Below are 26,991 nucleotides of genomic sequence, written 5' to 3' on the forward strand. Positions count from 1 at the left end.
GACAACGTGAACCCCACGATCGTGCCGCGCACCTCTACCGCGCGCAGCCGTGCCCCGCGGGAGAAGTCCGCCTGACCTGCCACCCGCCGAGGTAGAGCCCCGGTCCGCCGAGGGAGAGCCCCGGTTGGCTGAGGTAGAGGCGTGGTCGGGTTTCAGGCCCGCGGGGTCGGGTCCGCGGTGGGGGTGGTCTCGGTGCTCGGGGCTGCGGCGCCGTCGCCGTGGTCTGTCGGGTGTGGGTTCTAGGAGCGCCGCTTTGACGCCCTTTCGCATCCGAGCCCACCCCCACCGCTCGGCCGTCGCCGGACCGTGGCTCGGGCTCCGGGCCAACTCGCCGAGGTAGAGGCCTGGCCTGCCGAGGTAGAGGCCTGGTCCGATGACGTCCGCTCGCCCTGCGTTGCAGCGTCGCCGACGGATCGGACGGCGGTCCGGTCGCCCAGAAGACATCGGCCGGCCGACCCCTCGGCTGAACCTGACACCGCGGGCGGTCGCCCGAGGTGAGCGACGACCAGGGCGAGACCACCCCGCCACCCAAGGTGACCAGACCGCCGTCGGGCACGTCACCACGCCATCACCTCGGCGGGGCGGGGCTCTGCCTCGGGTCAGGCGTCGGCGCCGACCTTGGAGCCGTAGAGGGTGTCGATCGTGTCGGCGAAGTCCTTGATGACGAGCCCGCGCTTCACCTTGAGCGACGGCGTGAGGTAGCCGTTCTGCTCGGTGAAGTCGGTCGTGAGCACGGTGATCTTGCGGATCGACTCGGCGCGGGAGACGGCCTCGTTCGCGTGCGCGACGGCGCGGTCCAGCGCGGCGAGGACGTCGGGGTCCTGCGCGGCGGTGTCGACGTCCATGGCCGGCAGGCCGTGGGTCGAGAGCCAGCCGGGCAGCATCTCGGCGTCGAGCGTGACGAGGGCGCCGATGAAGGGGCGCTGGTCGCCCACGACGACGACCTGGCTCACGAGCGGGTGGGCGCGCAGGCGGTCCTCGAGCACGGCGGGGGCGACGTTCTTCCCGCCGGCGGTGACGATGATCTCCTTCTTGCGGCCGGTGATCCGCAGGTACCCGTCGTCGTCGAACGCACCGAGGTCGCCGGTGCGGAACCAGCCGTCCTGGAGCGCCTCGGCGGTGAGCTCGGGCTGGTTCCGGTAGCCGCGGAAGACGTGGTCGCCCTTGACGAGGAGCTCGCCGTCGTCGTCGATGCGCAGCGAGGTGCCGGGGAACGCGGGCCCGACGGTGCCGATCTTGGTGAGGCCGGGCAGGTTCACGGCCGTGGGGGCGGTCGTCTCGGTGAGGCCGTAGCCCTCGAGGATGCGCAGCCCGACGCCTCGGTAGAAGTGGCCGAGCCGCTCGCCGAGGGGCGCGCCGCCGGAGATGGAGTACGTGAGCTGCCCGCCCATCGCGGCCCGCAGCGTCGAGTAGACGAGCCGGTCGGCGACGGCGTGCTGGACGCGCAGCCCGAACGACGGTCCGCCGGCGGTGTCGAGCGCGCGCGACCAGGTGATGGCGACCTTCGCGGCCCGGTGGAAGACCTTGCGCTTGGCGCCCGTCCCGGTCTTCTGCTCGGCCGTGTTGTAGACCTTCTCGAAGACGCGTGGCACGGCCAGCAGGAACGTGGGGTGGAAGGTCCCGAGGTCGGCGACGAGGTTCTTCGTGTCCCACGAGTGCGCCAGCACGGCGTTCGACGCGACGACGACGACCTGGATGAAGCGTGCGAACACGTGAGCGAGCGGCAGGAAGAGGAGGGTGCGGGCGCCGTCGGAGTCGAGGATCTCGGCGAGGCCCGCGCGGCCGTTGAGCGCGAGGTGGACGAAGTTGCGGTGCGTGAGCTCGACGCCCTTGGGCCGCCCGGTCGAGCCGGAGGTGTAGATGACCGTCGCGAGGTCGTCGACCCGCTGGGCGGCGCGACGGCGGTCGATCTCCGCGGCGGGGACGTCGGCGCCCGCGGCGCGCAGGGCGTCCACGGCGCCGTCCTCGACGACGAGCACGTCCTCCAGGTCGGGGAGCCGGTCGCGGACGGACGCGACCTCCGCGGCGTGGGACGCGGTCTCCACGACGGCGAGGCGGACCGCGGCGTCGGAGCAGATCCAGTGCACCTGCTCGGCCGACGACGTCTCGTAGACGGGCACGGGGACGGCGCCGACGGCCCACGTGGCGAAGTCGAGGAGCGTCCACTCGTAGCGCGTGCGGGACATGATCGCGACGTGGTCGCCGGGCTCGATGCCCCGGGCCACGAGCCCGCGCGCGACGGCGACGACGTCCGCCTCGAACTCCTGCGCGGTGACGGGCTCCCAGGGGCCGTCCGCGGTGGTCCGGCGCTCGACGAGCGTCGTGTGGGGACCACGGGCGACGCGGTCGGTGAGGAGGGTGCTGATGGTCGCCGTGGGGGAGACCTCGACGAGGCTCGGCGACGCGTGTTCCGTCATGGGACTCTCCGCTGAGTGGGACGGCAGGTAGGGACGGCGTGACACTTTACTCCGTACTCCGAGTATCGCGTTCCTCGGCGGTCGGCGGGCGCGCCTAGGATCGGTGGGTGACGAACCAGCCCGGCCCGCCCGCCGTCCCCGCCGAGATCCTCACGCTGCGCGCGAGCATCGACAACATCGACGCCGCGCTCATGCACCTGCTCGCGGAGCGCTTCAAGTTCACGCGCCGCGTCGGGGAGCTCAAGGCGCAGGGCGGGTTGCCCCCGGCCGACCCGGACCGGGACCGGCAGCAGATCGCGCGACTCACGGGGATCGCCGACGCAGCGGGCCTCGACCCGGAGTTCGCGGAGCAGTTCCGTGAGTTCATCGTCCGCGAGGTCATCCGTCACCACGAGCGGATCGCGGCGGAGCACGCCTCGGGCGAGGGCGCACCCGTCCTCGACACCTACTCCTGACGGCGTCCTGACCGTCGGCGTCCGCCGGCGCCAGCCCCGACGCGCGGTGGCGACGGCGGTCGATCTGACCGACCCTGGAGGGGTCCCAGGGTGGGCCCCGGCGTCGGCAGGACCTGCGCGCCGGGCGGCCCGCCCGCCACGCCGACGGACGCTAGAGGTGTTCGCATGAAGATCGATTGGCTCAAGCCCCTCCTCGGCCACCCGGGCCCCTTCGCGACGGTGTACATCGACGCGACGCGGGCCAACGAGGCCGGGGACCGCGAGGTCGAGAACCGCTGGAAGGGCGTGCGGCGCACGTTGCGCCAGGAAGGCGCGCCCGACGCCGTCCTCGACGACCTCGAGGAGGTGGTGCTGCGGCCGACGCGGGTCGGCGGCACCCACGGGCGCGTGCTGATCGCGGACGACACGGGCGTGCTCGTCGACCGCGTCGTCAAGGACCCGCCGGCGCTCACCAAGGGGTCGTGGGGGCCCGTCCCCGCGCTGCTCCAGGCGGCGCGCGCGGCGGACGAGTCCGTCGACTACGTGCGCGTCGTCGTCGACCGCCAGGGCGCGGACCTCACGTGGTCCGTCGCGGGGGGACACCTGCCGTACGCGGAGCCGGAGTCGGTCGAGGGCGGCCACGACGTCATCAACAAGGTCCGGACCGGCGGCCTGTCCCACAAGCGCATCGAGTCGCGCGCGGAGGACTCGTGGGAGCGCAACGCGGAGGCGGTGGCGGCCGAGCTCGAGCGCCAGGCGGCGGAGTACCACCCCGAGCTCGTCCTCCTCACCGGGGACGTGCGCGCGGTGCCCCTCGTGCGCGGGGCGCTGGGTCGCGCGACGGCGGAGCGCGTCGTCGAGGTCCCGGGCGGCGGCCGAGGCCCGGGCATCAACGAGGCCGCGTTCGAGTCGAACGTCGCCGACGCGCTCGACAGCTTCCGCGAGCGGCGGCGCGAGAAGGTCCTCGCGGAGTTCCGCCAGGAGCAGGGCCGCGAGTCGGGCGCCGTGACGTCCGTCGAGGACGTCGTCGCGGTCCTCGCGCGCGGCCAGGTGAAGGAGCTCGTCCTGGCGGACGAGTACGGGCAGGACGCAGCGCTCGACGGCCGCACGCTCTGGATCGGGCCGAGCCCGATGCACATCGCGGCGTCGCGCGAGGAGATCCAGGACCTCGGTGTCACGGACGGTCTGGAGAAGCTCCCCGCGACGGTCGCGCTCGTGCGCGCCGCGATCGGCCAGGACGCCGGGCTGACGTTCGCGCCCGAGGGCAGCGTCGAGCTCATCGAGGGCGTGGGGGCGACCCTGCGCTGGGCCGACGAGGGCACGCCGCGCGAGGTCGCGGCGACGATGTCCGGCGACGACGCCAGGCTGCGCGGCGAGATCATCTGACCCGCCCGCTGCTGTGGGCATGGAATGGGCCCGGTTCTGACCGCAGAACCGGGCCCATTCCATGCCCACAACGGGTGGGGGTCAGGCCTTCTTGCGGGCCTCGGGCTCGCCGAGCTCGGAGGAGACGACGACGATCCCGCCCTGGACGGCCGAGTCGCCCTGGCCCTCCGTGGCCGCGACGAGGTCGAGCGTGCCGGTGACGCGCCCGCCGTTGCGGACGTCGACGACCGACGCCTCGACGCCCGCGAGGGAAGCCGCCGGGACGGCGACCTGCGCGGCGAGGATCGGCGTGCGCATGGAGACCTTCGCCTCGGACTTGATCTTGCGCAGCGCGGCGAGCGCGTGGCCCGCGGCCGTGAGCACGGCCGGGTCGGCGTCGCCGGCGGCCGTGCGCGCGACGTCGGAGGTCGGCCACGGCGCGCGGTGGATCGAGCCCTCCGACGCGCGCCACCACGACCAGACCTCCTCGGTCGCGAACGGCACGAACGGCGCGAAGAGGCGCAGCAGCGTGTCGAGCGCGATCGCGAGCGCGACGCGTGCGGACCGGGTCTCGGCCGAGACGTCGGACGCCGCGGCCCCGGCGCCGTACGCGCGGTCCTTGACGAGCTCGAGGTAGTCGTCGCAGAACGTCCAGAAGAACGTCTCCGTGGTCTCGAGGGCGCGCGTGTGGTCGTACGCCTCGAACGCCTCGGTCGCCTTCTCGACGACGGTCGCGAGGCCCGCGAGCATCGCGCGGTCGAGCGCCTCGGTGACGAGCGCGGGGTCGAGGACGATCTCGCCCGTCCCGGTCTCGGCGTCGACCCCGAACGACAGCGCGAACTTCGACGCGTTGAGGATCTTGATGGCGAGCCGGCGGCCGATCTTCATCTGGCCGACCTCGAACGCCGCGTCGGTGCCCAGGCGGGCCGAGGCGGCCCAGTACCGGACGGCGTCGGAGCCGTGCTCCTCGAGCAGGCCCATCGGCGTGACGACGTTGCCCTTGGACTTCGACATCTTCTTGCGGTCGGGGTCGAGGATCCAGCCGGAGATCGCCGCGTTCTTCCACGGCAGCGAGCCGAACTCCAGGTGCGAGCGCACGACGGTCGAGAAGAGCCAGGTCCGGATGATGTCCTGGCCCTGCGGGCGCAGGTCCATGGGGAACACGCGCTCGAACAGGTCGGGGTCGACCTCCCAGCCGCCCGCGATCTGCGGCGTCAGCGACGACGTCGCCCACGTGTCCATGATGTCGTTCTCGCCGACGAACCCGCCCGGCACCCCGCGCTGGTCCTCGGTGTACCCGGCGGGCACGTCGGACGACGGGTCGACCGGAAGGACGGCCTCCGACGGGACGAGCGGGTGGTCGTGGTCGATCTCGCCCGACTCCAGCACCGGGTACCAGAGCGGGATCGCCACGCCGAAGAAGCGCTGGCGCGAGACGAGCCAGTCGCCGTTGAGGCCGCCGACCCAGTTCTCGTAGCGCACGCGCATGAAGTCGGGGTGGAACGCGAGCTCCTTGCCCCGGCCGAGCAGCTCGGCGCGCAGGTCGCGGCGCGTGCCGTCCTCGGCGACCCAGTCGCGGCCGCCGTTCCGGATGTACCACTGGCGCGAGGTGACGATCTCGAGCGGCTTGTCGCCCTTCTCGAAGAAGTTCGCCTTGCGCTGCGTCGGCACGGGCTCGCCGTCGAGGTCGCCCGCGTCACGCAGCGCGTCGACGACGACCTGGCGCGCGGAGAACGTCGTCTTGCCCTCGATCTCGGCGAACACGCCCTGGCCGGAGTGCGACGTGATCCAGTCCGGCGTCTCGCGCACGATGCGGCCGTCGCGCGTGATGATCGAGCGCGTCGGGAGCTGCAGCTCGCGCCACCACTGCACGTCGGTGAGGTCGCCGAACGTGCAGCACATCGCGATGCCCGCGCCCTTGTCGCGCTCGGCGGCGGGGTGGGCGAGGACGGGCAGCTCGACGTCGAACAGCGGCGAGCGCACCGTCGTGCCGAACAGGTGCTGGTAGCGCTCGTCGTCCGGGTGCGCGACGAGCGCGACGCACGCGGCGAGCAGCTCGGGGCGCGTCGTCTCGATGTACACCGGCGCGCCGTCGTCGGGCGTGCCCGGCGCGACCCGGTGGAACGCGACCTTGTGGAAGTGCCCGGGGTAGTCGCGCGCCTCGAGCTCGGCCTGCGCGACCGCGGTCTGGAACGTCACGTCCCACAGCCCCGGCGCCTCGGCCTGGTAGGCCTCGCCACGGCCGAGGTTGCGCAGGAACGCGCGCTGCGCGGCCGTGCGCGACCGCGCGTCGATCGTCTGGTAGTGCTGCGCCCAGTCGACCGAGAGCCCGAGCCGGCGCCACAGCGCCTCGAACTGCTTCTCGTCCTCGGCGGTCAGGCGCTCGCACAGCTCGATGAAGTTGCGGCGGCTCACCGGGACCTGGTCCGCGGCCTTGACCGACTTGCCCTCGCCGCCCTCGTGCGGGGGCTCGAAGCCCTCGACGTAGGGCAGCGTCGGGTCGCAGCGCACGCCGTAGTAGTTCTGCACGCGGCGCTCGGTGGGCAGGCCGTTGTCGTCCCAGCCCATCGGGTAGAACACCTCGAGGCCGCGCATGCGCTGGAACCGCGCGACGACGTCGGTGTGCGTGTAGGAGAACACGTGCCCCACGTGGAGGGAGCCGGAGACCGTCGGCGGCGGGGTGTCGATGGAGAAGACCTGCTCGCGGGTCTTGGAGCGGTCGAACGCGTACGTCCCCTGCTCGGCCCAGCGGGCGTCGTACGTCTCCTCGAGCCCGTCGAGGCTCACCCGGTCGGGTACTCCCGCGACCACCGCGCGGACGACGTCGCCGGCTACGCGGCCGGCGGAGGAGGTCGTTGCTGCAGTGGCATCGGCCGCGCCCGTCGGCGCGTTCGTCGGGAAGTCGCTCATGGTCGCCCATTCTCCCAGATCTCGGGGCCGCTCCCGACGGCGTCTCGCGTCCCGGCCGCCGTCGTCACCGGGTGCCGGGCGCGGTGCCCGGGCCGTCGGGCCCGTCCGTGCGGGACAGCCGCGCGGCCAGGTCGGTGGCCGTCCCCAGGAGGCGTTCCCAGACCGCCGGGTCGAGCAGGTCGAGCGCGTGCTCGCTGAACAGGAAGAGCCGGTCCCCGGCCACCTCGGCCGCGAGCGGGAGGGGACCGCGCACGAGCGTCTCGACGATCTCCGGGGTGAAGACGGCGCGCGCCGTGCCGGCGGGGGACCGCACGGGCCCGTAGGCGCGGTGGCGGTCGCCGAACGGGCCGTCGACCGGTAGCTCCCACACGCGCTCGACGCCCCGCGGAGCCCGGGCACCCCGCAGCCCCCGGGCGGGCATCGTCTCCACGACGACGCGCGGCAGGGTGCGGTCGAGCGCGACCATCGCATAGGTGAACGCGAAGGGCTCGCCGTTGCGGTAGCCGGCGCTGTAGGTGTAGGTGGCGACCTCGACGGGGCGGCGACCGCGGGTGCGGACCACGTTCCGCGCGACGCGGAGGATGCCCAGGTGGAACGCCCCGCTGGGGAGCGCGGGCTCCTCGACCCGCGGGTCGACGTCGAACCCGTTCGCCGCGGCGAACCGGCTCAGCCGGTACGCGAGCTCCCGCCCCTCCTGCGACGCACGGCGTGCCCCGCGCACGACGAGCAGGACGACGAGGGCCGTGACGGCCGCCAGCACCAGAACGACGAGCGGGCGCCCGGCGCCGAGGGCCGTCAGACCGAAGGCGAGGAAGCCGTAGACCACGGTGGCGCACAGCGCGGCGACGGCCACCAGGAACGCGACGAGCACGACGCGCAGCACGAGACCGAGCACCTGGACGACGACCGACGTCGAGGGCCGCGTTCGCGTGTCGCGAGCGTGCTGTCGCAGGGCGCGGTGGTGCGCGCGCACCGCACCGCGGTCGACGGGATCGACGAGGGCCCGCACGTCGAGGGTCACGGGCCTCGGGGGAATGGTGCTCACCACGAGAGGCTAACGGTCGTCCCGCGGCGGCGGTCCGGTCGTCTGCCGGGGTGGGGGCTCGTGCGTGCGGGACGGGCTCCCACGCCACAACAGGTCCAAGGTCCCTGGGGGTGGTTGGTCATCGACTCGTAACCTGCACGCAAAGGTACGGGTGCTCGTGGGCGCACCTCGATCTGATCCTCGCGCCGACCACCTGGGAGCTGCCATGACCCTCACGACCACCGACAGCGCGCGCACGACCGGGGCGCTGCCGCCCGGCGTCGTCCTCCCGCAGGCCCTCGACGCGGCGCTCGCGGCATGCCCGGGCGTCGTCGTGCCGTCCTCGCGCGACGAGCTGTACCGCCTCGCGCTCGGGCCCGACGGCGGTCCGCGGTTCGTCGTCGAGTACGACGCCGACGGCACGCTCGTGCCCGAGGCAGAGGTGGTGCGGTGCCGGAACGGCATCGCCGTGAACTATCCCGAGGACTACATGCGCCGGCGCGACCCGGACTGCATGCGCATCGCCGACGACCTGCCCACCGACAAGCCGCGCTACCGCGACGTCTTCGGGACGGGGTTCGGCGCCGTGAGGGACGAGACCCTCGCGTGGCTCGCGACCCAGGAGCTCGTCGTCGTGCCGTTCCGTGCGGGCGGACGCACCCACGGCTACCCGTCGCTCGCCGTCTGCCCGGTCAACGCGGCGTTCTTCGCCCTCGCCCTCGTCGACCTGCAGGGGTGGGCCACGTTCGACGAGCTGGGGCCGTTCGAGCCGCGCTCGATCCTCTACGTCGCCCCGCCGTTCCGCCACACGCGCTTCGACGGGCGCCAGGTCGTCGTGCACGACCGCTCCGAGACGCTGCACGAGGTCTTCGCCTACAACCTCTACCCCGGTCCGAGCGCGAAGAAGGGCGTGTTCTCGGTGCTGCTCGACGTGGGCGAGCGCGAGGGGTGGGTCACGGCCCACGCCTCGTCGGTCCGCGTCACCACGCCGTACGAGAACGAGACCGTCGTCATGCACGAGGGCGCGTCGGGCGGCGGCAAGTCCGAGATGTGCCAGGAGATCCGGCGCCAGGAGGACGGGCGGATCCTGCTCGGCACGAACGTCGTGACCGACGAGCCCTACGTCATCACGCTGGGGGAGACGAGCGCGCTCGACCCCGTCACCGACGACATGACCCTGTGCCACGCCGCGCTCCAGACGGGTGACGGCCGCCTCGTCGTCACGGACGCGGAGGAGGGCTGGTTCGTGCGGGTCGACAACCTCACCGGCTACGGCCAGGACGTCCACCTGGAGCGCGCCTGCATCCACCCCGACGTCCCGCTCGTGTTCTTCAACATCGACGGCGTCCCCGACGCCACCGTGCTGCCGTGGGAGCACTCGCTCGACTCCGACGGCCGACGGTGCCCCAACCCGCGGGTCGTCGTGCCCCGCCACCTGCTCACCGACGTCGCGGGGCCGGCGGAGGTCGACGTCCGGACCTTCGGCGCCCGCATGCCGGCGTGCACCCGGGACCACCCGACCTACGGGATCATGGGCATGACCCACGTCGTCCCCGCCTCGCTCGCGTGGATCTGGCGGCTCGTCGCGCCGCGCGGGGACAAGAACCCGTCGATCGGCGAGTCGCGGTCGGCGACGGAGGCACTGGCCCACGGCGGCATGGTCGCCGAGGGCGTCGGGTCGTACTGGCCGTTCGCGACCGGGACGAAGGTCGCGGCCGCGAACCTCCTGCTGCGCCAGCTCGTGGAGATGGACCGGACCCGGTACGTCCTGACGCCGAACCAGCACATCGGCGCGTACAAGGTCGACTTCGCCGCCGAGTGGCTCACGCGCGAGTACCTGGCGCGGCGTGGCGGCGGGCGGCTGCGCCCCGAGGAGCTCACCCCGGCCCGCTGCCCGCTGTTCGGGTACACGCTCACGGAGATGAAGATCGACGGCCAGCTCGTGCGGCCCACGTTCCTGCGGCCCGAGCTCCAGTCCCAGGTCGGGCTGGAGGCCTACGACGCCGGGGCGCGGATCATCACCGACTTCTTCGCCAGCGAGCTCCGGCAGTTCCTCACCGACGACCTCGACCCGCTGGGGCGCCAGATCATCGAGGTCTGCCTGCGCAACGGCTCCGTCGAGGAGTACGCGGCGCTGACCCCCGTCTACGTCTGAGCGCACGGCCGGGACCGCCGCAGCAGGCGGCCCCGGCCCGCTCGGGCGAGACCTCGCCCGGCGCGTACTAGGGTCGGAGCATGGGTCTGACGATCGGCTACGCCGCCATGCTCGAGCAGTTCCACCCGACCGAGGCCGTCGCGCTCTCGGCCTACGCGGAGGAGCACGGCTTCTCCGGCACCATGGCGGCCGACCACTTCCAGCCGTGGGTCCCGGCGCAGGGCGAGTCGTCGTTCGTGTGGAACGTGCTCACCGCGCTCGGCGAGCGCACGACGGGCGACCTCGGGCCGGGAGTCACCGCGCCGACGTTCCGCTGGCACCCCGCGATGGTCGCGCAGGCCTCGGCGACGCTCGCCGCCATGTACCCCGGCCGGCACTGGCTCGGGCTGGGTTCGGGCGAGGCGCTCAACGAGCACGTCGTCGCGGGCTACTGGCCGGAGGCGCCCGAGCGCATCAACCGCATGTTCGAGGCGATCGACGTCATCAAGAAGCTGTTCCAGTCGGGGCTGGACAACAAGGACGTCAAGCACTCCGGGCAGTTCTACAAGATGGAGTCCACGCGCCTGTGGACCATGCCTGAGGTCGCGCCCGAGATCCTCGTCGCGACGGCCGGCCCGGTCACGGCCAAGCGCGCCGGCCGCCACGCGGACGGCCTCATCACCGTCGGCGCGCCGCTGGAGAAGATCTCCATGTTGTTCGGCAAGTTCGACGACGGCGTGCGCGAGTCCGGCCGCGACCCGCAGGCGATGCCCAAGGTGCTCCAGCTCCACCTGTCCTGGGCCGCGACGGACGAGGAGGCGCTCGCCAACGCGATGACCGAGTGGCCCAACGGCGGCATGAAGTTCCCCAAGGCCGACATCCGCTCGCCGCACGACTTCGAGCAGATGGCCAAGCTCGTGCGCCCCGAGGACTTCGAGGGCCGGATGGTGATCTCGGCCGACCCCGACGCGCACCGCGCGTACATCCAGAAGTTCGTGGACCTCGGCTTCGACCGGATCTATCTCCACAACGTGGGCCGCAACCAGCGGGAGTGGATCGAGGTCTTCGGTCGCGAGGTCCTGCCGAAGCTGGCCCGATGACGCCCGACGCAGGTCCCCTCGTGCCCGACGGCGTCGCGCGCGAGGGCGACGACGCGCGCCTGTCCGCGTGGGCGCCGTCGGGCCTCGGCGAGGTGCGTCCTGGCGACGACCTCGCCGCGCTCGTCGGTGACCTGCTGGCCGGGGCGGCGCCAGGCGACGCGCTCGCGGAGGGCGACGTCGTCGTGGTGACGAGCAAGGTCGTGTCCAAGGCGGAGGGCCGCGTCGTCGCCGCCGCCGACCGCGAGCAGGCGATCACGGACGAGACGGTGCGCGTCGTGGCGACGCGCGAGCGCCCGGGACAGCCCCCGCTGCGCATCGTCGAGAACCACCTCGGCCTCGTCATGGCCGCCGCGGGGGTCGACGCCTCCAACACGCCCGAGGGGACGGTACTGCTCCTCCCGCTCGACCCGGACGCCTCGGCCCGGGCGCTGCGGAACGCGCTGCGAGCCCGGTTCGGGCTCGCCCGCCTCGGCGTCGTCGTCACCGACACCGCCGGCCGTGCGTGGCGCGACGGGCTGGTCGACGTCGCCATCGGCGCGGCGGGGATCGTCGTCGCCGAGGACCTGCGCGGCGGCGTGGACGCGCACGGCCGCCCCCTCTCCGTCACGGTCACGGCCGTCGCCGACGAGGTGGCCTCCGCGAGCGAGCTCGTGCGCGGCAAGACGGCGGGCCGACCGGTCGCCGTCGTCCGCGGCCTCGGCCGGTACGTGGGCGACGACGACGGCCCGGGGGCGCGCACGCTCGTCCGATCCTCCGCCGACGACCTCTTCCGGGAGGGCAGCGCCGAGGCCTACGACCGCGGGTACCGGGACGGGTTCGGCGAGGGCTTCCGCGAGGGGTCGGGGAACGAGCCCCTCCCCGCCGGCTGACCCGCGCGCAGGACGGGCGGCAATCTCCTGGCTCGCGGGTCGACCGGCGGGCTAGCCTGCCGGGATGCTGCCCGCCGAGTGGATCCCGCACCGCCGCCCCGACGACCGTGAGCACGTCGGCTGGATCCGTCCCGACGGCGACGCCTGGGTCGCCGTCTCGCTCCTCGGGCGCGAGCTGACCGGCCCGGTGGAGTGGCTGGAGGCCGAGGAGGCGCTCGACGGGCTCAGCCTCGCGTGGCTGGCCGAGGTGTGGATGCTCGAGCAGGAGGACGCGCCGCCGCTGCGTGTCCGGCTGGTCGAGGTCACCCCGGACGGCGTGGTCGTGCAGACCGACGACTTCGGCGCGATCGACGTCCCCGTCGAGCGCTACGACCTCCCGTGGCCGCCCCCGCCGACGCTCCGGCCACGCCGGCCCGGCGACCCGGACGGTCGTGTGCTGTCGCTCTGACCGCGACGACCGCCCGGGCGAGCGCCCCCGGCGCGGTCAGCCCGCGTCCGTCGTGCCCTCGTAGAGGCCGATCTGGTTCCCGTCGGCGTCCTCGAACGCCGCCCACCAGGACGTCGGGCTGATCTCGGACTTCTCCAGGATCACGCTGCCCCCGAGCTCGCGGACCTTCGCGAGCGTGTCCTCGATCGAGTCGACCTCGACATAGCTGCGGGGGGTCGTGAACCCTTCCGACCGCGGCGCGAGCCCGCCGCCGCTGATCTGGTTCGGGGCGCGCCACATGGGGTAGCCCTCGAAGCCCGGGATCTCCGCGATCTGCCAGCCGAAGAGCTCGCCGTAGAACTGCGTGGCCCGGCCGCTGTCGCTCACCGGGATGTCGATGTGCGTGATGTCTCCGTGCGCCATGGTTCCTCCCCGTGCCGGTGACGGGCGGACACCCGCCGTCTGCCAGCCTAAGGACCACGGACGCGGTCGCAACACCGGTGCGCGGCTACGCCGTCTCCGGGGCGGGGGCGCCCTCCGACGCCGAACCCTCAGCCTGGACCTGAGGGTCACGCCCGGGCTCCGGGTCGGGACTCGCGCCCCGGGGAGGGGCCGCCTCGTCGCGCTCCGCCGCGGTCGGATCGTCGACCTCGGCGGTGTCGGGCGCAGAGCCCGTCCGACGGTCGCGGGGCACGTCGTCGCCGGAGAGCCAGCGCAGCCAGCCCGACCCGGGGTCGGGCTCCAGCACGAGCGCGCGCACGAGCAGCGTGAGCGGGATCGCGAGGATCGCCCCGAGCGGCCCGATGACGAAGGTCCAGAACACGACGGAGACGAAGCTGAGGGTCAGGCTGAGGTTCACGGCGTCCGCCACGAACTTGGGCTGGACGAGCACCTGGAGCACGACGTTCACGACGCAGTAGACCGCGACGACGGCGAGCGCGAGCTGCCACCCGCCGACGACGAACGCCATGATCGCGGGCGGGACGAGGCCGAGCACGAAGCCGATGTTGGGGATGAAGTTCGTGACGAACGCGAGGATGGCCCACACCGTCGGCGCGGGGACCGAGAGCAGCCACAGCGCGACGCCGTCGACGACCGCCACGACGGCGCCGAACGACGCGTTGACGACGAAGTAGCGCCGCACCCCGCCGCTGAACCGGGACGCGCGGTCGATCGTCGCGGCGCGCTCGGTGCCGAAGACGGTCATCGCGGTCGAGTAGCGCGCGGCGTCCGCCGCCATGAAGATCGCGTAGGCGAGCACGAAGAAGAAGGCCGTCGCGATGCCGAGCGCCATGCCCGACACGTTCCCGGCGAGGCTGAGGACGCGGGCGGGCTCCAGCCAGGACGTCGCCGCCTCCGCGACGTCCGTGTCGATCCCGACGGCGGAGAGCTGGTCGACGACGTCCTCGACCGAGCGCACCAGCGCCGGCAGATACTCGCGCACCAGGTCGGCGAACCGGAAGCCCGCGAACACGAGCATCGCGACGAGCACGGCGAGGATGAGGTAGGCGACCACCACGACTGCCGTCGTCGCTGCCCACCGGGGCCAGCCCCGGCGCTCGAGCGGGAACCGCACGGGGTGGCAGATGATGACGATCACCGCCGCGAGGAGGATCGGTGCGAGCACCTCCCGGGCCGTGTGGACGCCCGCGAGCACCACCACGCCTGCGGCGAGCGCCAGGAGCGTGCGGGTGGAAGGAGGCAGCGCCGAGGCGCGCGACGTCGTCGTGGTCACGCGCCGACGATAGCGGGCGGGCGTCGTCGCGCACGCGCGCGCCTGCCGCGGTGCGGCCGGCGGCGCGTCCGCGCGGTCAGGCCTTCGCGGCCTTCGCCGCGGCCTTCTGCGCCTTCTTGAACGTGCGGACCTCCGCGAGCGACTCCGGGCTCGTCACGTCGGCGATGGACCGGCGCGACCCCTCGTCCCCGTAGTGGCCCGCCGCCTCGCGCCACCCCTCGCGCTGCACGCCGCGCTGCTTGCCGAGGAGCGCGAGGAAGATCCTGGCCTTCTGGTCGCCGTACCCGGGCAGCGCGCGCAGCCGGGCGAGGACCTCCGCGCCGGTCGGCGCCGCCGTGCCGCCGTCGCCGGCGCCGGGCGCGGTCCAGACCCGGGTCGCGTCGCCGTCGTACTCGTCGACGACGACGCGCGCCAGGTCCTGCACCCGGGCCGCCATGGAGCGCCCGTACCGGTGGATGGCCGGGGGCGTCGTCGCGAGCGTGACGAACTCGTCGGGGTCCGCCTCTGCGACGGCGCGCGGGTCGATGGAGCCGAGGCGGTCGCGGATCTTGCGCGGTCCCGCGAACGCGTGCTCCATCGGGTACTGCTGGTCGAGGAGCATGCCGACGAGGAGGGCGAACGCGTCGTCGCTGAGGAGAGCGTCCGCGTCGGGGTCACCGGTGATCCAGAGCTGGTCGGTCATGCCGTCCATCATGGCAGGACGGCGGCGCGCGCGTCCGGGCGCGGGCTCGGCGAACCCGGGCGACGGGTCGTCGCCCGGGGCATCCGTATACGGGGTGCTACGGACGCGTAGATCGCGAAAGATACGCAATCGCACCGATGGGCGCGGGTCGCGGACGCCGTAGCGTCGATCCGTCGGTCGCCCGGTGCGCCGACGTCTCCCGCACCCGGCGCCACGGACGGCGCCGGCCTGGACCGGAGGTTCCCATGTTCCGAAGGAAGCTGCTCACGCTCGCGACCACGACGGCGCTCGCCGTCGGCGCGGCCGTCGGCCTCGTCGCGCAACCGGCGTCCGCCGCGACGCCCGTCCCCGACCACGTCTTCTCGCCGTACTACGAGATGTGGCTGGGCGACGACATCAGCGCCGTGTCCCAGCAGGCGGGCGCCGACCACATCACGCTGGCGTTCGCCCAGACCGAGCGGCAGGGGTCGTGCACCCTCTACTGGAACGGCGACACGTCCCTGCCGATCGCCCAGTCGAGCTTCGGCGCCCAGGTCGACGCGATCCAGGCGCGCGGCGGCAACGTGATCCCGTCCCTCGGCGGCTGGACGGCCGACGACGCGACCGAGGACGGGCAGCTCACGGAGCTGGCGGACTCGTGCACGGACGTGAACAAGATCGCGGCGCAGATCCAGAAGCTCATCACGACGTACGACGTCGAGCGCATCGACTTCGACATCGAGGCGGACTCGATCAACAGCAGCGCCGGGGTGGACCGTCGCAACAAGGCGCTGAAGATCGTGCAGGACTGGGCCAAGGCCAACGGCCGGACGTTCGAGGTCCAGTACACGCTGCCCACCACGACGCAGGGCCTGGCCGCGGCGGGCAAGAACCTGCTGCGCAACGCCGTGACGAACGGCGTCGAGGTCTCGGTGGTCAACGTCATGACGTTCGACTACTGGGAGGGTGACCGCGCGAACATGGCGCAGGACACCGTCACCGCGACGACCGGCCTGGTGAGCTTCCTCACGACGATCTACCCGTCGAAGACCGACGCGCAGCTGTGGAACATGGTCGGCATCACGGAGATGATCGGTGTCTCCGACTGGGGCGTCGGGGAGACCTTCTCGCTCGCGAATGCCGACTCCGTGCTCGCCTTCGCACAGCAGAAGGGCGTCGCCTACCTGTCGTTCTGGGCGCTGCACCGCGACACGGGCGGCTGCGCGGGTGCGCAGACGACGCAGGACGACTGCTCCGGTCTGGCGCAGCAGAAGTTCGAGTTCTCGAAGAAGTTCGCGTCGTTCACGTCCGGTGCGACCGACCCGACGGACCCGACCGACCCGACCGACCCGACCGACCCGACCGACCCGACGGACCCGACCTGCACGGCGGCGCCGTGGAGCGCGTCGCAGGTGTATGTGGGCGGGACGACGGCGTCCTTCGAGGGCCACACGTGGAAGGCCAAGTGGTGGACTCTCGGGGAGAAGCCGGGTGCCGCGACCTGGGGCCCGTGGACCGACCTCGGCGCGTGCTGATCCGCTAGCGCTCGCGGACGCCCGGTCGGACTTCCGGCCGGGCGTCCGTCGTCTCGTGCGGCACGGCCGTGGGCCGGGCGACGAGGCGCGCGCGCAGCTACGCAGACGTCGCGGTCGACGCCCGCACGAGTCTCCCGGTCCGGAACTGGTCCACCCCCGTGCGGCGCAGGACGGCGCTCGTCCAGCCGGGCAGGAGCCGCAGCCCGTCCTGGCCCGTGACGCGTCGCAGGTCCTCGACGCGGAACTCCTCGCCCCGGCGCTCCAGCACGAACTCACTCGCGGCGTCGACGTTGCGCACCCAGTCGACGTCCGGCCCGTACGTGAGGGCGAGGACGACGCGGACCGGTTCGGTCGGCGAGTCGCGGTACGCGAACGCGAAGACGGGCGTGCGGTAGACGCGGCCGCTGCGTCGGCCGACGTGGCGCACGACCGCCATCGGCCCGACCCCCGTCGCGACGCGCAGCATCACGGGGTTGAGGAAGCGCTTGTTGCTCCGGGTCACCCAGTGCGGGATCGGCATGGCGACCATCCTGCCCGGGTCCGGCGTCGTCCGCCTCAGGCGGCGCCCGCGCGCGCCCGGTGCGCGGCCGGGCTCACCCCGCGCACGCGCTTGAAGGCGGCGCTCAGCGCGAACGGAGACGCGTACCCCACGGCGCGTGCGACGGACGTCAGCGTGGCGTCGGGCTCCAGCAGCAGGTCGGCGGCGAGGTCGAGGCGCCAGCCCGTGAGATAGCTCATCGGCGGCTCGCCGACGAGCGCGGTGAAGCGGCGCGAGAACGCCGCGCGCGAGAGCCCGACCTCCCGCGCGAGGGAGTCGACGGTCCAGGCGCGGGCCGGGTCGTGGTGGATGAGGCGGAGCGCCGCGCCGACCACCGGGTCCGCGTCGGCGCGGTACCAGCCCGGCGCGTCGTCGCGTGAGAGCCAGGTGCGCAGGCAGGAGATGAGGAGCAGGTCGAGCAGGCGGTCGAGCACCGCCTCCTGCCCGGGCAGGTCCTGGACGACCTCGCGCGCGAGCATCTCGACGAGCGTCCCGTCGACGTCGCCGCTGCGCAGCACCACGCGCTGCGGCAGCACGCGCAGCACCCGACGGCCCACCTCGCCGTCGAGCGGATAGGTGCCCGTGACGATGACGGTCTCGCCGCCGGGGTCGTTGCCCCACGAGCGCACGCCGAGCACCGTCATGGGGGAGGGCCCGCCGTCGACCGCGCGGCACATGTCGGACTCGGGGCCGACGACCACCTGGGGCGCGGTCGTCGGCGCGTCCGCCACGACGTAGTGGGCGGGGCCGCGCAGCAGGACGACGTCCCCCGCACCGACGTGCACGCCCGGGTCCGTCCCGTCGTCGCCCACGGCCGGCCCGACCCAGCCCGACCCGCGCAGGACGGGCACGATCGTCAGCGGCGCCTCGTCCTCGATGCGCATGCCCCAGGGGGCGCGGAGGTGGCTGCGCAGGAGAAAGGCACCGCGGGCGCGCGGCCCGTCGAGGAGCCCGGCGACGACGTCCATCCGGTCAGGGTACGCACGGTCCCGGGTCCGCGACCAGACACCGAACGGCGCGGGCGGCGAGAGACGATCGCGTATGGAGTCGAGCGGTAGAGCCATGTTGCGTCTCGCCGGTGCCCGGTTGACTGGCATTCGTCCCCGCACGAATCCTCGACAGGAGAGACGCCATGAGCGCCACGACACCGCGCCCGACAGCCGCCCCGACGGCCGCCCCGACCGACGCCCCCGCACCCGGCCCGGTCCTCGTCCTCGGCGCGACGGGCAAGACCGGCCGCCGGGTCGCCGACCGCCTCGACGCGCTCGGGCTCCCCGTGCGCCGCGCCTCCCGCTCCGGCGCCGTCCGCTTCGACTGGGAGGACGAGACCACGTGGCGCCCCGCCGTCGAGGGGGCAGCGGCGGTGTACGTCGTGTACGTGCCCGACCTCGCGGTCCCGGGCTCCCCGGAGACCGTCGCCCGGTTCGCGGCCCTCGCCCGGGAGGCGGGCGTGCGCCGGCTCGTCCTGCTCTCGGGTCGCGGCGAGGTCGAGGCACAGCGTGCGGAGGTGCTCGTCGCCGACGCGTTCCCCGGCCGCACCGTGGTCCGGTGCGCGTTCTTCGACCAGAACTTCAGCGAGAGCTTCCTGCTCGAACCCGTGCTCGACGGCGTCCTCGCGCTGCCGGTGGACCAGGTCGCCGAGCCGTTCGTCGACCTCGAGGACGTCGCCGAGGTCGCGGTCGCGGCGCTCGTCGACGAGGCGCACGCCGGCCGCGTCTACGAGCTCACCGGGCCGCGCGCGATCACGTTCGGCGAGGCCGTGGCTCAGATCGCGGCCGCGAGCGGGCACGACGTGCGGTTCGTGCCGATCACCATGGACGAGTTCGTCGCGGGGCTGCGGGCGATCGGGCTGCCCGACGACGTCGTGGGCCTCATGCGCTACCTCTTCACCGAGGTGCTCGACGGGCGCGGGACCCCGGTTGCCGACGGGGTCCGGCAGGCGCTGGGTCGGGACCCGCGGGACTTCCGGGAGTTCGCCGCGCGCGAGGCCGCGACCTGGTCGGCGACGGTCGCGTCGACGTCCGGGCAGCCCTCGTGAGCGTCTTCGCCGTGCTCGTCGTCGCGGGTGCGGTCGCGACGGGGCTCGCGGGCGGGGTGCTCTTCGCGTTCTCCACGTTCGTCATGGGCGGGCTGCGCCGCCTCCCCGCCGCGGACGGGGCTGCGGCCATGGTTGCGATCAACAAGGACGCGCTGCGACCCCCGCTCATGCTCCTGCTCGCGGCGAGCGTGCTCGTGCCCGCGGCGGCGGCCGTCGTCGGCCTCGTCGGCGGGACGCCCGGAGCGGGGTGGGCGCTCGCGGGCGCCGTGGTCGCGCTCGTCGGGATCCTCGGCGTGACCGCGGTGGGCAACGTCCCGCTCAACGAGCGCCTCGACGCGGCGGCGGCCCGGCCCGCGGACCTCGCCGCCGCGTGGGGTGCGTTCCTCCCGCGCTGGCTCGCATGGAACCACGTGCGGACCGTCGCGGGCGCGGCCGCGACCGCGCTGCTCGCGCTCGCCCTCGTCTGACCCCCGGCGCGCCCCGCCCGAGGCGCCCGAGACGGCCGAGACGTTCCGAGCCTCGGCCGCGGAATAGCCGCGGCCGGGGCCCGGTTGCGCACGACATGAGCGACGTCACAGCGGCCGTGCCCGCCGATGAGCACGAGACCATCCGTCGGGTGCTCGAGGGCACCGAGACCTGGGCCGTCGTCGGCCTGTCGAACAACACGTCGCGCGCCGCGTACGGCGTGGCGCGCGTGCTCCAGCAGCACGGCAAGCGCATCGTCCCCGTCCACCCGTCCGGGGAGACCGTGCACGGCGAGGCGGGCTACGCGACGCTCGCGGACGTCCCGTTCCCCGTGGACGTCGTCGACGTGTTCGTGCGTTCCGAGCTCGCGGGCGACGTCGCCGACCAGGCCGTCGCGATCGGCGCGAAGGCCGTCTGGTTCCAGCTCGACGTGATCGACGAGGACGCCGCGCGCCGCGTCCGTGAGGCCGGGCTCGACATGGTCATGGACCGCTGCCCCGCCATCGAGCTGCCGCGCCTCGGCGCGACCACCACCACGAAGGAGGCGTGACCGTGACCGCGATCGACACCACGTCCGACCTGGGCTCGCGCGCCGCGACCCGTCTCACCGACGAGCTGGTCCTGTGGTTCGTGAGCGTCGACCCGCACGACGCCCCCCAGCCGACCCCCGTGTGGTTCCTGTGGGACGGCGCGGACGAGGTCGTGGTCAAGTCCCAGCCGCGCACCGCGAAGCTGCGCAACGTCCGCGGCAACGCTCGGGTCGCGGTGCACCTCAACAGCACCCGATCGGGGGACGACGTCGTCGTCCTCACCGGCACCGCCGCGATCGACGACTCCGGCCTCTCGCCCGACGAGCGCACCGCGTACGACGCGAAGTACGCCGAGGGGATCCGCGGCCTCGGCATGACTGCCGACGGCTTCCACGCGGACTACTCCGTGACCGTGCGCGTCCGCCTGGAGCGCCTCCGCGGCTACTGATCGAGCACTGCTCAGCGCTCGAGGCGGGCGGTGGCCTGGTCGAGGGCCGTGTCGAGCTCGTCCTTCGGGATGCGCACCTCGCCGATCGACACGGAGAAGGGCGACTCGTCCAGCCCGAGGGCCCGAGCCGCGGGATCGAGGTCGAGACCCTCTCCGTCCTCGGAGACACCGGTCCTGACGTAGACGGGCATGCCCGACACCTCGGGCAGCACGACCACCAGCACCGCGGCCAGCGCGTCCGGGTGCAGGTCGGGGTGTCGCGCGTCCTCGCCCGGGAGCAGGCTCACCCCGACGCCCAGGTCGCACGCGCCCTCGCAGTTACTCGAACCGGTGTAGAGGCTCGCCTCGACGGGGAGCTCCGCCTCGTCCAGCGCGTCCTGGACCGCGGGCAGGGCCCGTTCGACGTCCGCGTACGAGACGTTCGAGGTGTCGAACGGGGAGCGCCCGTCGAGCACCGCGCAGCCGGAGAGGAGCACGACGCACGTCGCGACGAGACCGGTCGCGACGAGGGTCCGCACGGTGCGGGGGACCAGGGAGAGGCGCACCCGCCGAGGGTACGCGAACGGGCGCTCAGTCCTGCGGCGCGAACGTCAGCACCGGCCGGCCCGTGCGCGGGTGCGTGAGCACCTCGCACCGCACGCCGTAGACCGGGTCCAGCACCTCGGGGACCAGGACCTCGCGCACGTCGCCCGCGGCGACGACCCGGCCGTCCGCGAGCACGACGACGTGGTCGCACGTCTGGGCCGCGAGGTTGAGGTCGTGGAGCGCGGCGAGGACGGCCACGCCGTCGTCGGCGAGGTCGCGCAGGACGCGCATCGTGTCGAGCTGCGCGGCGATGTCGAGGTGGTTGGTCGGTTCGTCGAGCAGGAGCAGCGCGGGCTCCTGGGCGAGCGCGCGCGCCAGGTGCACGCGCTGGCGCTCGCCGCCGGAGAGCGTCGCGACCTCCCGCTCGGCGAACCCGGCCATGCCCGCCCGGGCGAGCGCCGCCGTCGCCACCTCCCGGTCGTGCGCGGAGTCGCCCGCGAGGAGCGAGCGGTGCGGGATGCGACCCAGCAGGACGGCGTCGAGCACGGAGAGCGGGAGGTCGGTCGTCGCGTCCTGCTCGACGAGCGCGAGGACGCGCGCGCGCCTCCGCCGCGGCATCGCGAGCAGGTCCGCGCCGTCGAAGCGCACGTGCGCGGGATCGTCAGGCCCGGAGGACGGGGCGCGCACCCCGGCGAGCACGCGCAGGAGCGTCGACTTGCCGGACCCGTTGGGCCCGAGCAGCCCGCTCACCGCGCCGGTCGGGGCGGTGCAGTCGACCCCGTCGAGGATCAGGCGGCCGTCGACCGACCACGACACGCGCGCGGCGTCCAGCCCGCCGGGACTCCGCGGACCCGGGCTGCGCCGGGCAGCGTCGCCGAGGCGGTCCCGTACGACGGCCTCGCCGACCGCGGGTGCCTCCTGAGCCGTCGTGCGCGTCGCCTCGCTCATGCGGTCTTCCTCCCGCGCCACAGGAGCAGGGCGAACACCGGCGCGCCGATCGCGGCGGTGACGATCCCGACGGGCAGCTCGCGCGGCGCGAACACCGTGCGCGCGAGCGTGTCCGCCCAGACGAGGAACGTCGCGCCGAACAGCGCGGACAGCGGCAGCAGCAGGCGGTGCCGCGCGCCCGTGAGGAGTCGGACCGCGTGCGGCAGGATCAGCCCGACGAACCCGATCGACCCCGACTGGGAGACGAGCGCCCCGGTGAGCAGCGCGACGCCCACGAGCAACGTCCAGCGCACGCGCGCGACGTCGACGCCGAGCGTGGACGCCGCCGTGTCGCCGAACGTGAAGGCGTCCAGCACGGAGCCGGTCGAGGCGAGCAGCGTCCCGAGCACGAGGGTCGCGCCGCCCGCGACCGCGACCGACGTCCACGTCGCGCCCGCGACGGACCCCATGAGCCACGAGAGGATCTCGCGGTAGGAGTCGCCGGTCGCGGACCAGAAGATGACGAAGCTCGTCGCGGCCGCGGCGAGCTGGCTCACCGCGAGGCCCGCGAGCACGGTCCGCGTGGGCGTGAGCGCCCCGAGAGCGCCCGCGAGGCCGAGCGCCGCGACGAGCGCGAGCACGGCGCCCCCGAACGCCGCGACCGGCAGGAGCACGGTCCACCCGGCGACGAGCACGAGCACCGCGCCGAGCGACGCGCCCGACGACAGGCCGAGGAGGTACGGGTCCGCGAGGGGGTTGCGCGTGAGGGACTGCATGACGACGCCGCACACGGCCAGACCGGCGCCGACCGCCGCGGCGGTGAGCACGCGGGGGAGGCGGAGCTGCCACACCATGCCGTCCTGGAGCGCCCCGAGCGGTTCGAGGCCGAGCAGCCCGCCGAGCCCGAGGTGCGTCGCGACCGAGCGCCACACGTCCCCGACCGCGAGGTCCGCCGGGCCGATCGTGACGGTGACCAGGACCGTCACGACGAGAGCGCCGACGCCGGCCGGCACCCACCAGCCCGCGCCGCGGCGCGCGCCGGTCCCCGCGCCGTCCCGTGGGGCGGGCGGCGCGGGTGCGGGCCGGGTGCGCAGCGTGGTCACAGGCCGAGCGCCTCCAGCTGTGCCGCGAGGTCCACGACGGCATCGACGTTGCGCACGCCGGCCTCGGTCGCCGGGAACGGGATCGTCAGGTAGCGGCCTTCGCGCACCGCGGTCATCTCGGCCGTCGCCGGGTTGGACTCGAGCCGCTCGATCTTGGCCTCGGCGGTGTTCCACGCGGCGTCGACGAGGACGAGGACGTCGGGGTCGGCGGCGATCGCCTCCTCCCACGCGAACGCGGTCCAGGTGTCGTGCACATCGCCTGCGACGTTCTCGAGCCCGACGGCGTCCATGATCATCTGCGGCGCGCCGATGCCCGCGCCGACGTACGGGATGTCGTCGCCGGACGAGTACCACAGGGCCGTGAGCTCGCGCTCGTCCCGGGCGACGCCGTCGAGCGTCGCGCGCTGCTCCGCGACGAGGTCGGCGGCCGCGTCGTGCGCGTCGAAGATCGTGCCGACCTCGGTGATCTCGGCGAACACGTCGTCGAACGTCAGCGGGTCCGGCATGTACTCCGGCGCCTTGCACGCGGCGGGGGAGACGTACGTCGCGACCCCGAGCTGCGCGAGGGTCTCCCGGTCGCCCGCACCGTCGGCCGTGAGGTTGGACTCCCAGCCCGCGTAGACGAGGTCAGGCTCGGTCTCCAGGACCGCCTCCGCGCCGGGCACCTGGTCCGAGAGCGGCTCTGCGACCGCGGGGACGTCCGCCGCGGCGTCGGCGAGCGACTCGGGGACCGGGCCGTCCGCGAAGGCGCTCGCGACGATGCGGTCGCCCAGCCCGAGCGCGAGCAGCATCTCCGTGGTGCTCGACTTGATCGTGACCACGCGCTCGGGTGCCGCGTCGAACGTCACCTCGAACCCGCAGTCGTCGAGCGTGAGCGGGTAGGTCGTCGCTGCCGCACCGCCCGCCGGCGCGGTGTCGCCGCCCGCGGTCGGGTCGTCACCCGGCGTGGTGCCCGACGAGCAGGCGGCGAGCAGCAGGGCGAGCGTGGCGGTCGGGAGCGCGAGGACGGCGCGGCGGGCGGGCTGGCGGTGCACGGTGGGGGAAGAGGTGCGGGAAGAGGGCACGGGCGAGGTCTCCGGGGGTCGGGCGCGGTGCGGCGTGCTCTCGGCGGGCACGCCGCTGCGGCGGTGCGTTCTCGATGCCGACCGGCGAGCGCCGGCCGGGACCGACGCGTCATCTCGCGTCGCGCGGACCCGCGGCACAGACCCGTGCCGCCCGGACGGGCCAGTGCAGGGCCCGTGGTCCTCCGTCAGCCTAGTCCTTCCCACGGTCCGGCGTGGCAGAGTGTCCGTCGTGACAGCGCCATCGAACCTGCCTGCCCAGAGCCCCTCGACCGCACCGCTGCGCGCGGTGGTGACCGGCGCGTCGTCGGGCATCGGCGAGGCGTGCGTGCGGTACCTGCGCGCCCGCGGCTGGGACGTCGTGGCGTTTGCGCGACGCGCGGACCGGCTCGCCGAGGTCGCGGAGCGCACGGGCGCCCACCCGGTCGTCGGGGACGTCACGTCGGACGAGGACGTCGCACGCCTCGTCGCGGAGGCCGGTGCGCGCGGGCCGGTGCACGCGCTGCTCAACATCGCCGGGTTCGGGCTCGGCGTCGACCACGTCGACGAGGCGAGGATCGACGAGTGGCGCGCGATGTACGAGACGAACGTGCTGGGCACCGTGCGCGTGACGAAGGCGTTCCTGCCGCTCCTGCGCGCGTCGCGCCGGGGCGACATCGTGCTCATGACCTCCACGGCGGGGCACGACACGTACGTCGGCGGGTCCGGCTACGTCGCGTCCAAGCACGCGCTGCTCGGGGTCGCGAAGACGCTCCGGCTGGAGCTCGTCGGCGAGCCGATCCGCGTCATCGAGATCGCCCCCGGCCTCGTGCACACGCCGGAGTTCTCGCTCAACCGCTACCACGGGGACCAGGCGGGGGCCGACGCGGTCTACGCGGGGGTCGTGGACCCGCTCACCGCGGACGACGTCGCGGACGTCGTGACCTTCGCCGTGACGCGCCCGCACCACGTCAACATCGACTCGCTCGTCCTGCGTCCCGTCGCCCAGGCGTCGACGTACTCGCTGTGGCGCGCTCCGCTCGTCCCCAGGGGCGTCGACCCCGTCTGAGCGCCGGTCGAGCACGGCTCGGCGGCCGGGACCGTGGCGTGAAGGCCGCGACGGGCGTTGACTGGGAGCGACGAGAGGGCGGCAGATGAGGGGCAGCGTGCGGCAGCGTGAGCACGCCGGGGCGTGGGCGGCGCTCGCGGGGGTCGTGTGCGCAGCCGTCGGGTTCGCGGTCGCCGAGCTCGTCGCGGCTCTCGTCGGGCCGGGGTCGAGCCCGCTGTTCGCGGCCGGGGCCGGGGTGGTCGACGCCGTGCCCGGCCCGGTCAAGGAGTGGGCGGTCGCGACGTTCGGGACCGCCGACAAGGCGGTGCTGCTCGGCGGCATGGCGGTCGTCCTCGCCGTGGGCGCGGCGCTCGCGGGCTGGCTCGAGCTGCGCCGCCCGCCGTGGGGGTCCGTGCTGCTGGGCGCCGTCGGCGCCGTCGGAGCCGTCGTGGCCGCGGCCCGGCCGGGCGCGAGCGTCGCGTGGGCGCTGCCCTCGCTCGTCGGGGTCGGGGTCGCGATCCTGCTGCTCCGCGCATCCCTCGCCCCGCTGCGCGGGCCCGCGGGGGCGACTCTCGCCGGTGGCAGCCTGGACAGCGACGCGGCGGGCACCGGCGCCGCACGTGCGTCGATGGACCGTCGTCGCTTCATCCTCGTCACCGGCCTGGCCGCCGCGGCGGGCGTCGTCGCGCTCGCGACGTCCCGCGCGGTCTCGGCCGGGTCGCGCGCCGTCACGGCCGCACGCGAGGCGCTGCGGCTGCCACCGCCGGCGACGCCTGCCCCTGCCGTCCCCGCCGGGGCGGACCAGGGCGTCCCAGGCCTCGCGCCGTACGTGACGCCGAACGGCGACTTCTACCGGATCGACACCGCGCTGCGCGTGCCGCAGGTCGACCCCGCCACGTGGACGCTCCGTGTGACGGGGCTCGTCGACGAGCCGTTCGAGCTCACGCTCGACGATCTGCTCGCGCTCCCGCTCACCGAGCACCACGTGACGCTGACGTGCGTGTCGAACGAGGTCGGCGGCGACCTCGTGGGCAACGCGCGATGGCTCGGGTACCCCGTGCGCGAGCTGCTCGCGCGCGCCGGGGTCGGCGACGGCGCCGACATGGTCCTGTCCACGAGCGCGGACGGCTGGACGGCGAGCACGCCGCTCGACGTGCTCACCGACCCCGACCGGGCATGCCTGCTCGCGGTCGGGATGAACGGCGAGCCGCTGCCCGCGGAGCACGGGTTCCCCGCGCGGCTCGTCGTCCCGGGGCTCTACGGCTACGTGTCCGCGACCAAGTGGGTCACCGAGCTCAAGGTCACGACCTTCGCCGACGACGTCGCGTACTGGTCCACGCGCGGCTGGTCCGAGCGCGGCCCGATCAAGCTCGCGTCGCGCGTCGACACGCCGCGCGCGGGGGCGCCGGTGCCGGCGGGCGTCGTGACCGTCGCGGGTGTTGCGTGGGCGCAGCACACGGGGATCGCGGGCGTGGAGGTCCGGGTCGACGACGGCACGTGGCACCCGGCGACGCTCGCCGAGACGGTGGGACCCGACACGTGGCGGCAGTGGTCGTACGCCTGGGACGCGACGCCGGGCGAGCACCGTCTGACGGTCCGCGCGACCGACGCCGACGGCCGCACGCAGACCGCCGACGTCGCCCCGCCCGCACCCGACGGCGCGTCGGGGTGGCACGAGGTCACCGTCCGGGTGGGCTGACGGCCGGCGCCCGGCCCGT

General features: G+C 74.1%; 25 protein-coding genes. 13 read left to right on the top strand and 12 right to left on the bottom strand.

The genetic code is table 11. The annotated features are described in order from the left end of the window. Nucleotides 1-599: 599 nt before the first annotated feature. Entirely contained in the window at nucleotides 600-2,417 is a 1,818-nt protein-coding gene (locus tag NF338_RS14260) for an AMP-dependent synthetase/ligase (protein ID WP_264031404.1), read from the bottom strand. A gap of 107 nt (nucleotides 2,418-2,524) precedes the next feature. On the opposite strand from NF338_RS14260, the gene NF338_RS14265 reads away from it, so the two are divergent. Both NF338_RS14265 and NF338_RS14270 read left to right on the top strand, forming a co-directional pair. Continuing rightward, the gene (locus NF338_RS14265; RefSeq protein ID WP_087471692.1) at nucleotides 2,525-2,872 is read left to right on the top strand and encodes a chorismate mutase; all 348 of its coding nucleotides are present in this window, start codon (nucleotides 2,525-2,527) and stop codon (nucleotides 2,870-2,872) included. Between the two features lie 165 nt (nucleotides 2,873-3,037). Further along, the gene (locus NF338_RS14270) at nucleotides 3,038-4,237 is read left to right on the top strand and encodes a Vms1/Ankzf1 family peptidyl-tRNA hydrolase (RefSeq protein ID WP_264031405.1); all 1,200 of its coding nucleotides are present in this window, start codon (nucleotides 3,038-3,040) and stop codon (nucleotides 4,235-4,237) included. Between the two features lie 81 nt (nucleotides 4,238-4,318). Here NF338_RS14270 and valS read toward each other — a convergent pair whose 3' ends face one another. Then, complete coding sequence (valS, locus tag NF338_RS14275; protein ID WP_264031406.1) at nucleotides 4,319-7,126, bottom strand: valine--tRNA ligase; 2,808 nt, start codon at nucleotides 7,124-7,126, stop codon at nucleotides 4,319-4,321. 64 nt (nucleotides 7,127-7,190) lie between these two features. Beyond that, nucleotides 7,191-8,171, bottom strand: coding sequence for a hypothetical protein (locus tag NF338_RS14280; protein ID WP_264031407.1), 981 nt, complete (start codon nucleotides 8,169-8,171; stop codon nucleotides 7,191-7,193). A gap of 205 nt (nucleotides 8,172-8,376) precedes the next feature. Here NF338_RS14280 and NF338_RS14285 point away from each other — a divergent pair, with 205 nt between their 5' ends. From NF338_RS14285 to NF338_RS14300, 4 genes are all read left to right on the top strand, one after another. After that, nucleotides 8,377-10,305 (top strand): DUF4914 family protein, encoded by a 1,929-nt coding sequence (locus tag NF338_RS14285; protein ID WP_264031408.1) that lies wholly within the window; start codon nucleotides 8,377-8,379, stop codon nucleotides 10,303-10,305. Between the two features lie 80 nt (nucleotides 10,306-10,385). Beyond that, entirely contained in the window at nucleotides 10,386-11,384 is a 999-nt protein-coding gene (locus tag NF338_RS14290) for a TIGR03557 family F420-dependent LLM class oxidoreductase (RefSeq protein ID WP_264031409.1), read from the top strand. Then, nucleotides 11,381-12,253, top strand: a complete 873-nt coding sequence (gene cofE / locus NF338_RS14295; RefSeq protein WP_264031410.1) for a coenzyme F420-0:L-glutamate ligase — start codon at nucleotides 11,381-11,383, stop codon at nucleotides 12,251-12,253. The genes NF338_RS14290 and cofE overlap by 4 nt, the downstream gene beginning before the upstream one ends. A 64-nt stretch (nucleotides 12,254-12,317) precedes the next feature. Further along, nucleotides 12,318-12,701, top strand: coding sequence for a hypothetical protein (locus tag NF338_RS14300; RefSeq protein ID WP_264031411.1), 384 nt, complete (start codon nucleotides 12,318-12,320; stop codon nucleotides 12,699-12,701). Nucleotides 12,702-12,737: 36 nt separating this feature from the next. Here NF338_RS14300 and NF338_RS14305 read toward each other — a convergent pair whose 3' ends face one another. The 3 genes from NF338_RS14305 to NF338_RS14315 form a co-directional block, all read right to left on the bottom strand. Beyond that, nucleotides 12,738-13,103, bottom strand: a complete 366-nt coding sequence (locus NF338_RS14305; protein WP_204541003.1) for a VOC family protein — start codon at nucleotides 13,101-13,103, stop codon at nucleotides 12,738-12,740. Nucleotides 13,104-13,188: 85 nt separating this feature from the next. Then, entirely contained in the window at nucleotides 13,189-14,415 is a 1,227-nt protein-coding gene (locus tag NF338_RS14310) for an AI-2E family transporter (RefSeq protein WP_264031412.1), read from the bottom strand. Between the two features lie 76 nt (nucleotides 14,416-14,491). After that, nucleotides 14,492-15,097 (bottom strand): HhH-GPD-type base excision DNA repair protein, encoded by a 606-nt coding sequence (locus NF338_RS14315; protein ID WP_264031413.1) that lies wholly within the window; start codon nucleotides 15,095-15,097, stop codon nucleotides 14,492-14,494. 245 nt (nucleotides 15,098-15,342) lie between these two features. Between NF338_RS14315 and NF338_RS14320 the strand changes: the two genes are divergently transcribed. Next, nucleotides 15,343-16,611, top strand: a complete 1,269-nt coding sequence (locus NF338_RS14320) for a chitinase (protein WP_264031414.1) — start codon at nucleotides 15,343-15,345, stop codon at nucleotides 16,609-16,611. A 97-nt stretch (nucleotides 16,612-16,708) separates the two neighbouring features. On the opposite strand, the gene NF338_RS14325 is transcribed toward NF338_RS14320, so the two are convergent. Together NF338_RS14325 and NF338_RS14330 are read right to left on the bottom strand one after the other, a co-directional pair. Then, on the bottom strand, nucleotides 16,709-17,131 hold the full coding sequence (locus NF338_RS14325) for a nitroreductase family deazaflavin-dependent oxidoreductase (protein ID WP_264031415.1): 423 nt from the start codon (nucleotides 17,129-17,131) through the stop codon (nucleotides 16,709-16,711). A 35-nt stretch (nucleotides 17,132-17,166) separates the two neighbouring features. Beyond that, entirely contained in the window at nucleotides 17,167-18,117 is a 951-nt protein-coding gene (locus NF338_RS14330; RefSeq protein WP_264031416.1) for an AraC family transcriptional regulator, read from the bottom strand. A 164-nt stretch (nucleotides 18,118-18,281) separates the two neighbouring features. Here NF338_RS14330 and NF338_RS14335 point away from each other — a divergent pair, with 164 nt between their 5' ends. From NF338_RS14335 to NF338_RS14350, 4 genes are all read left to right on the top strand, one after another. Beyond that, a complete protein-coding gene (locus NF338_RS14335; RefSeq protein WP_264031417.1) occupies nucleotides 18,282-19,187 on the top strand; it encodes an NAD(P)H-binding protein in 906 nt (301 codons plus the stop codon). Beyond that, nucleotides 19,184-19,654 carry an anthrone oxygenase family protein gene (locus NF338_RS14340; RefSeq protein WP_264031418.1) on the top strand — a complete coding sequence of 157 codons (471 nt, stop codon included), beginning with the start codon at nucleotides 19,184-19,186 and terminating at the stop codon, nucleotides 19,652-19,654. The genes NF338_RS14335 and NF338_RS14340 overlap by 4 nt, the downstream gene beginning before the upstream one ends. A gap of 95 nt (nucleotides 19,655-19,749) precedes the next feature. Continuing rightward, complete coding sequence (locus NF338_RS14345; protein WP_264031419.1) at nucleotides 19,750-20,202, top strand: CoA-binding protein; 453 nt, start codon at nucleotides 19,750-19,752, stop codon at nucleotides 20,200-20,202. A 2-nt stretch (nucleotides 20,203-20,204) separates the two neighbouring features. After that, complete coding sequence (locus NF338_RS14350; RefSeq protein WP_264031420.1) at nucleotides 20,205-20,630, top strand: TIGR03667 family PPOX class F420-dependent oxidoreductase; 426 nt, start codon at nucleotides 20,205-20,207, stop codon at nucleotides 20,628-20,630. A gap of 11 nt (nucleotides 20,631-20,641) precedes the next feature. Here NF338_RS14350 and NF338_RS14355 read toward each other — a convergent pair whose 3' ends face one another. Genes NF338_RS14355 through NF338_RS14370 form a run of 4 tightly spaced genes read right to left on the bottom strand, consistent with a single transcriptional unit; the run spans nucleotide 20,642 to nucleotide 24,219 of the window. Next, nucleotides 20,642-21,175, bottom strand: coding sequence for a hypothetical protein (locus NF338_RS14355; protein ID WP_264031421.1), 534 nt, complete (start codon nucleotides 21,173-21,175; stop codon nucleotides 20,642-20,644). A gap of 25 nt (nucleotides 21,176-21,200) precedes the next feature. Continuing rightward, nucleotides 21,201-22,103, bottom strand: a complete 903-nt coding sequence (locus tag NF338_RS14360; protein WP_264031422.1) for a putative F420-0 ABC transporter ATP-binding protein — start codon at nucleotides 22,101-22,103, stop codon at nucleotides 21,201-21,203. Continuing rightward, entirely contained in the window at nucleotides 22,100-23,185 is a 1,086-nt protein-coding gene (locus NF338_RS14365; protein WP_412846903.1) for a putative F420-0 ABC transporter permease subunit, read from the bottom strand. Before NF338_RS14365 ends, NF338_RS14360 begins: the two co-directional genes overlap by 4 nt. Continuing rightward, a complete protein-coding gene (locus NF338_RS14370; protein ID WP_264031423.1) occupies nucleotides 23,182-24,219 on the bottom strand; it encodes a putative F420-0 ABC transporter substrate-binding protein in 1,038 nt (345 codons plus the stop codon). Before NF338_RS14370 ends, NF338_RS14365 begins: the two co-directional genes overlap by 4 nt. A gap of 259 nt (nucleotides 24,220-24,478) precedes the next feature. Between NF338_RS14370 and NF338_RS14375 the strand changes: the two genes are divergently transcribed. Further along, the gene (locus NF338_RS14375; protein WP_264031424.1) at nucleotides 24,479-25,294 is read left to right on the top strand and encodes an SDR family oxidoreductase; all 816 of its coding nucleotides are present in this window, start codon (nucleotides 24,479-24,481) and stop codon (nucleotides 25,292-25,294) included. A gap of 85 nt (nucleotides 25,295-25,379) precedes the next feature. Continuing rightward, on the top strand, nucleotides 25,380-26,972 hold the full coding sequence (locus NF338_RS14380) for a molybdopterin-dependent oxidoreductase (RefSeq protein WP_264031425.1): 1,593 nt from the start codon (nucleotides 25,380-25,382) through the stop codon (nucleotides 26,970-26,972). Nucleotides 26,973-26,991 lie beyond the last annotated feature (19 nt).

Source organism: Cellulosimicrobium sp. SH8, assembly GCF_025818875.1.
In the GTDB taxonomy this organism is placed as follows: Bacteria; Actinomycetota; Actinomycetes; order Actinomycetales; family Cellulomonadaceae; genus Cellulosimicrobium; species Cellulosimicrobium cellulans_D.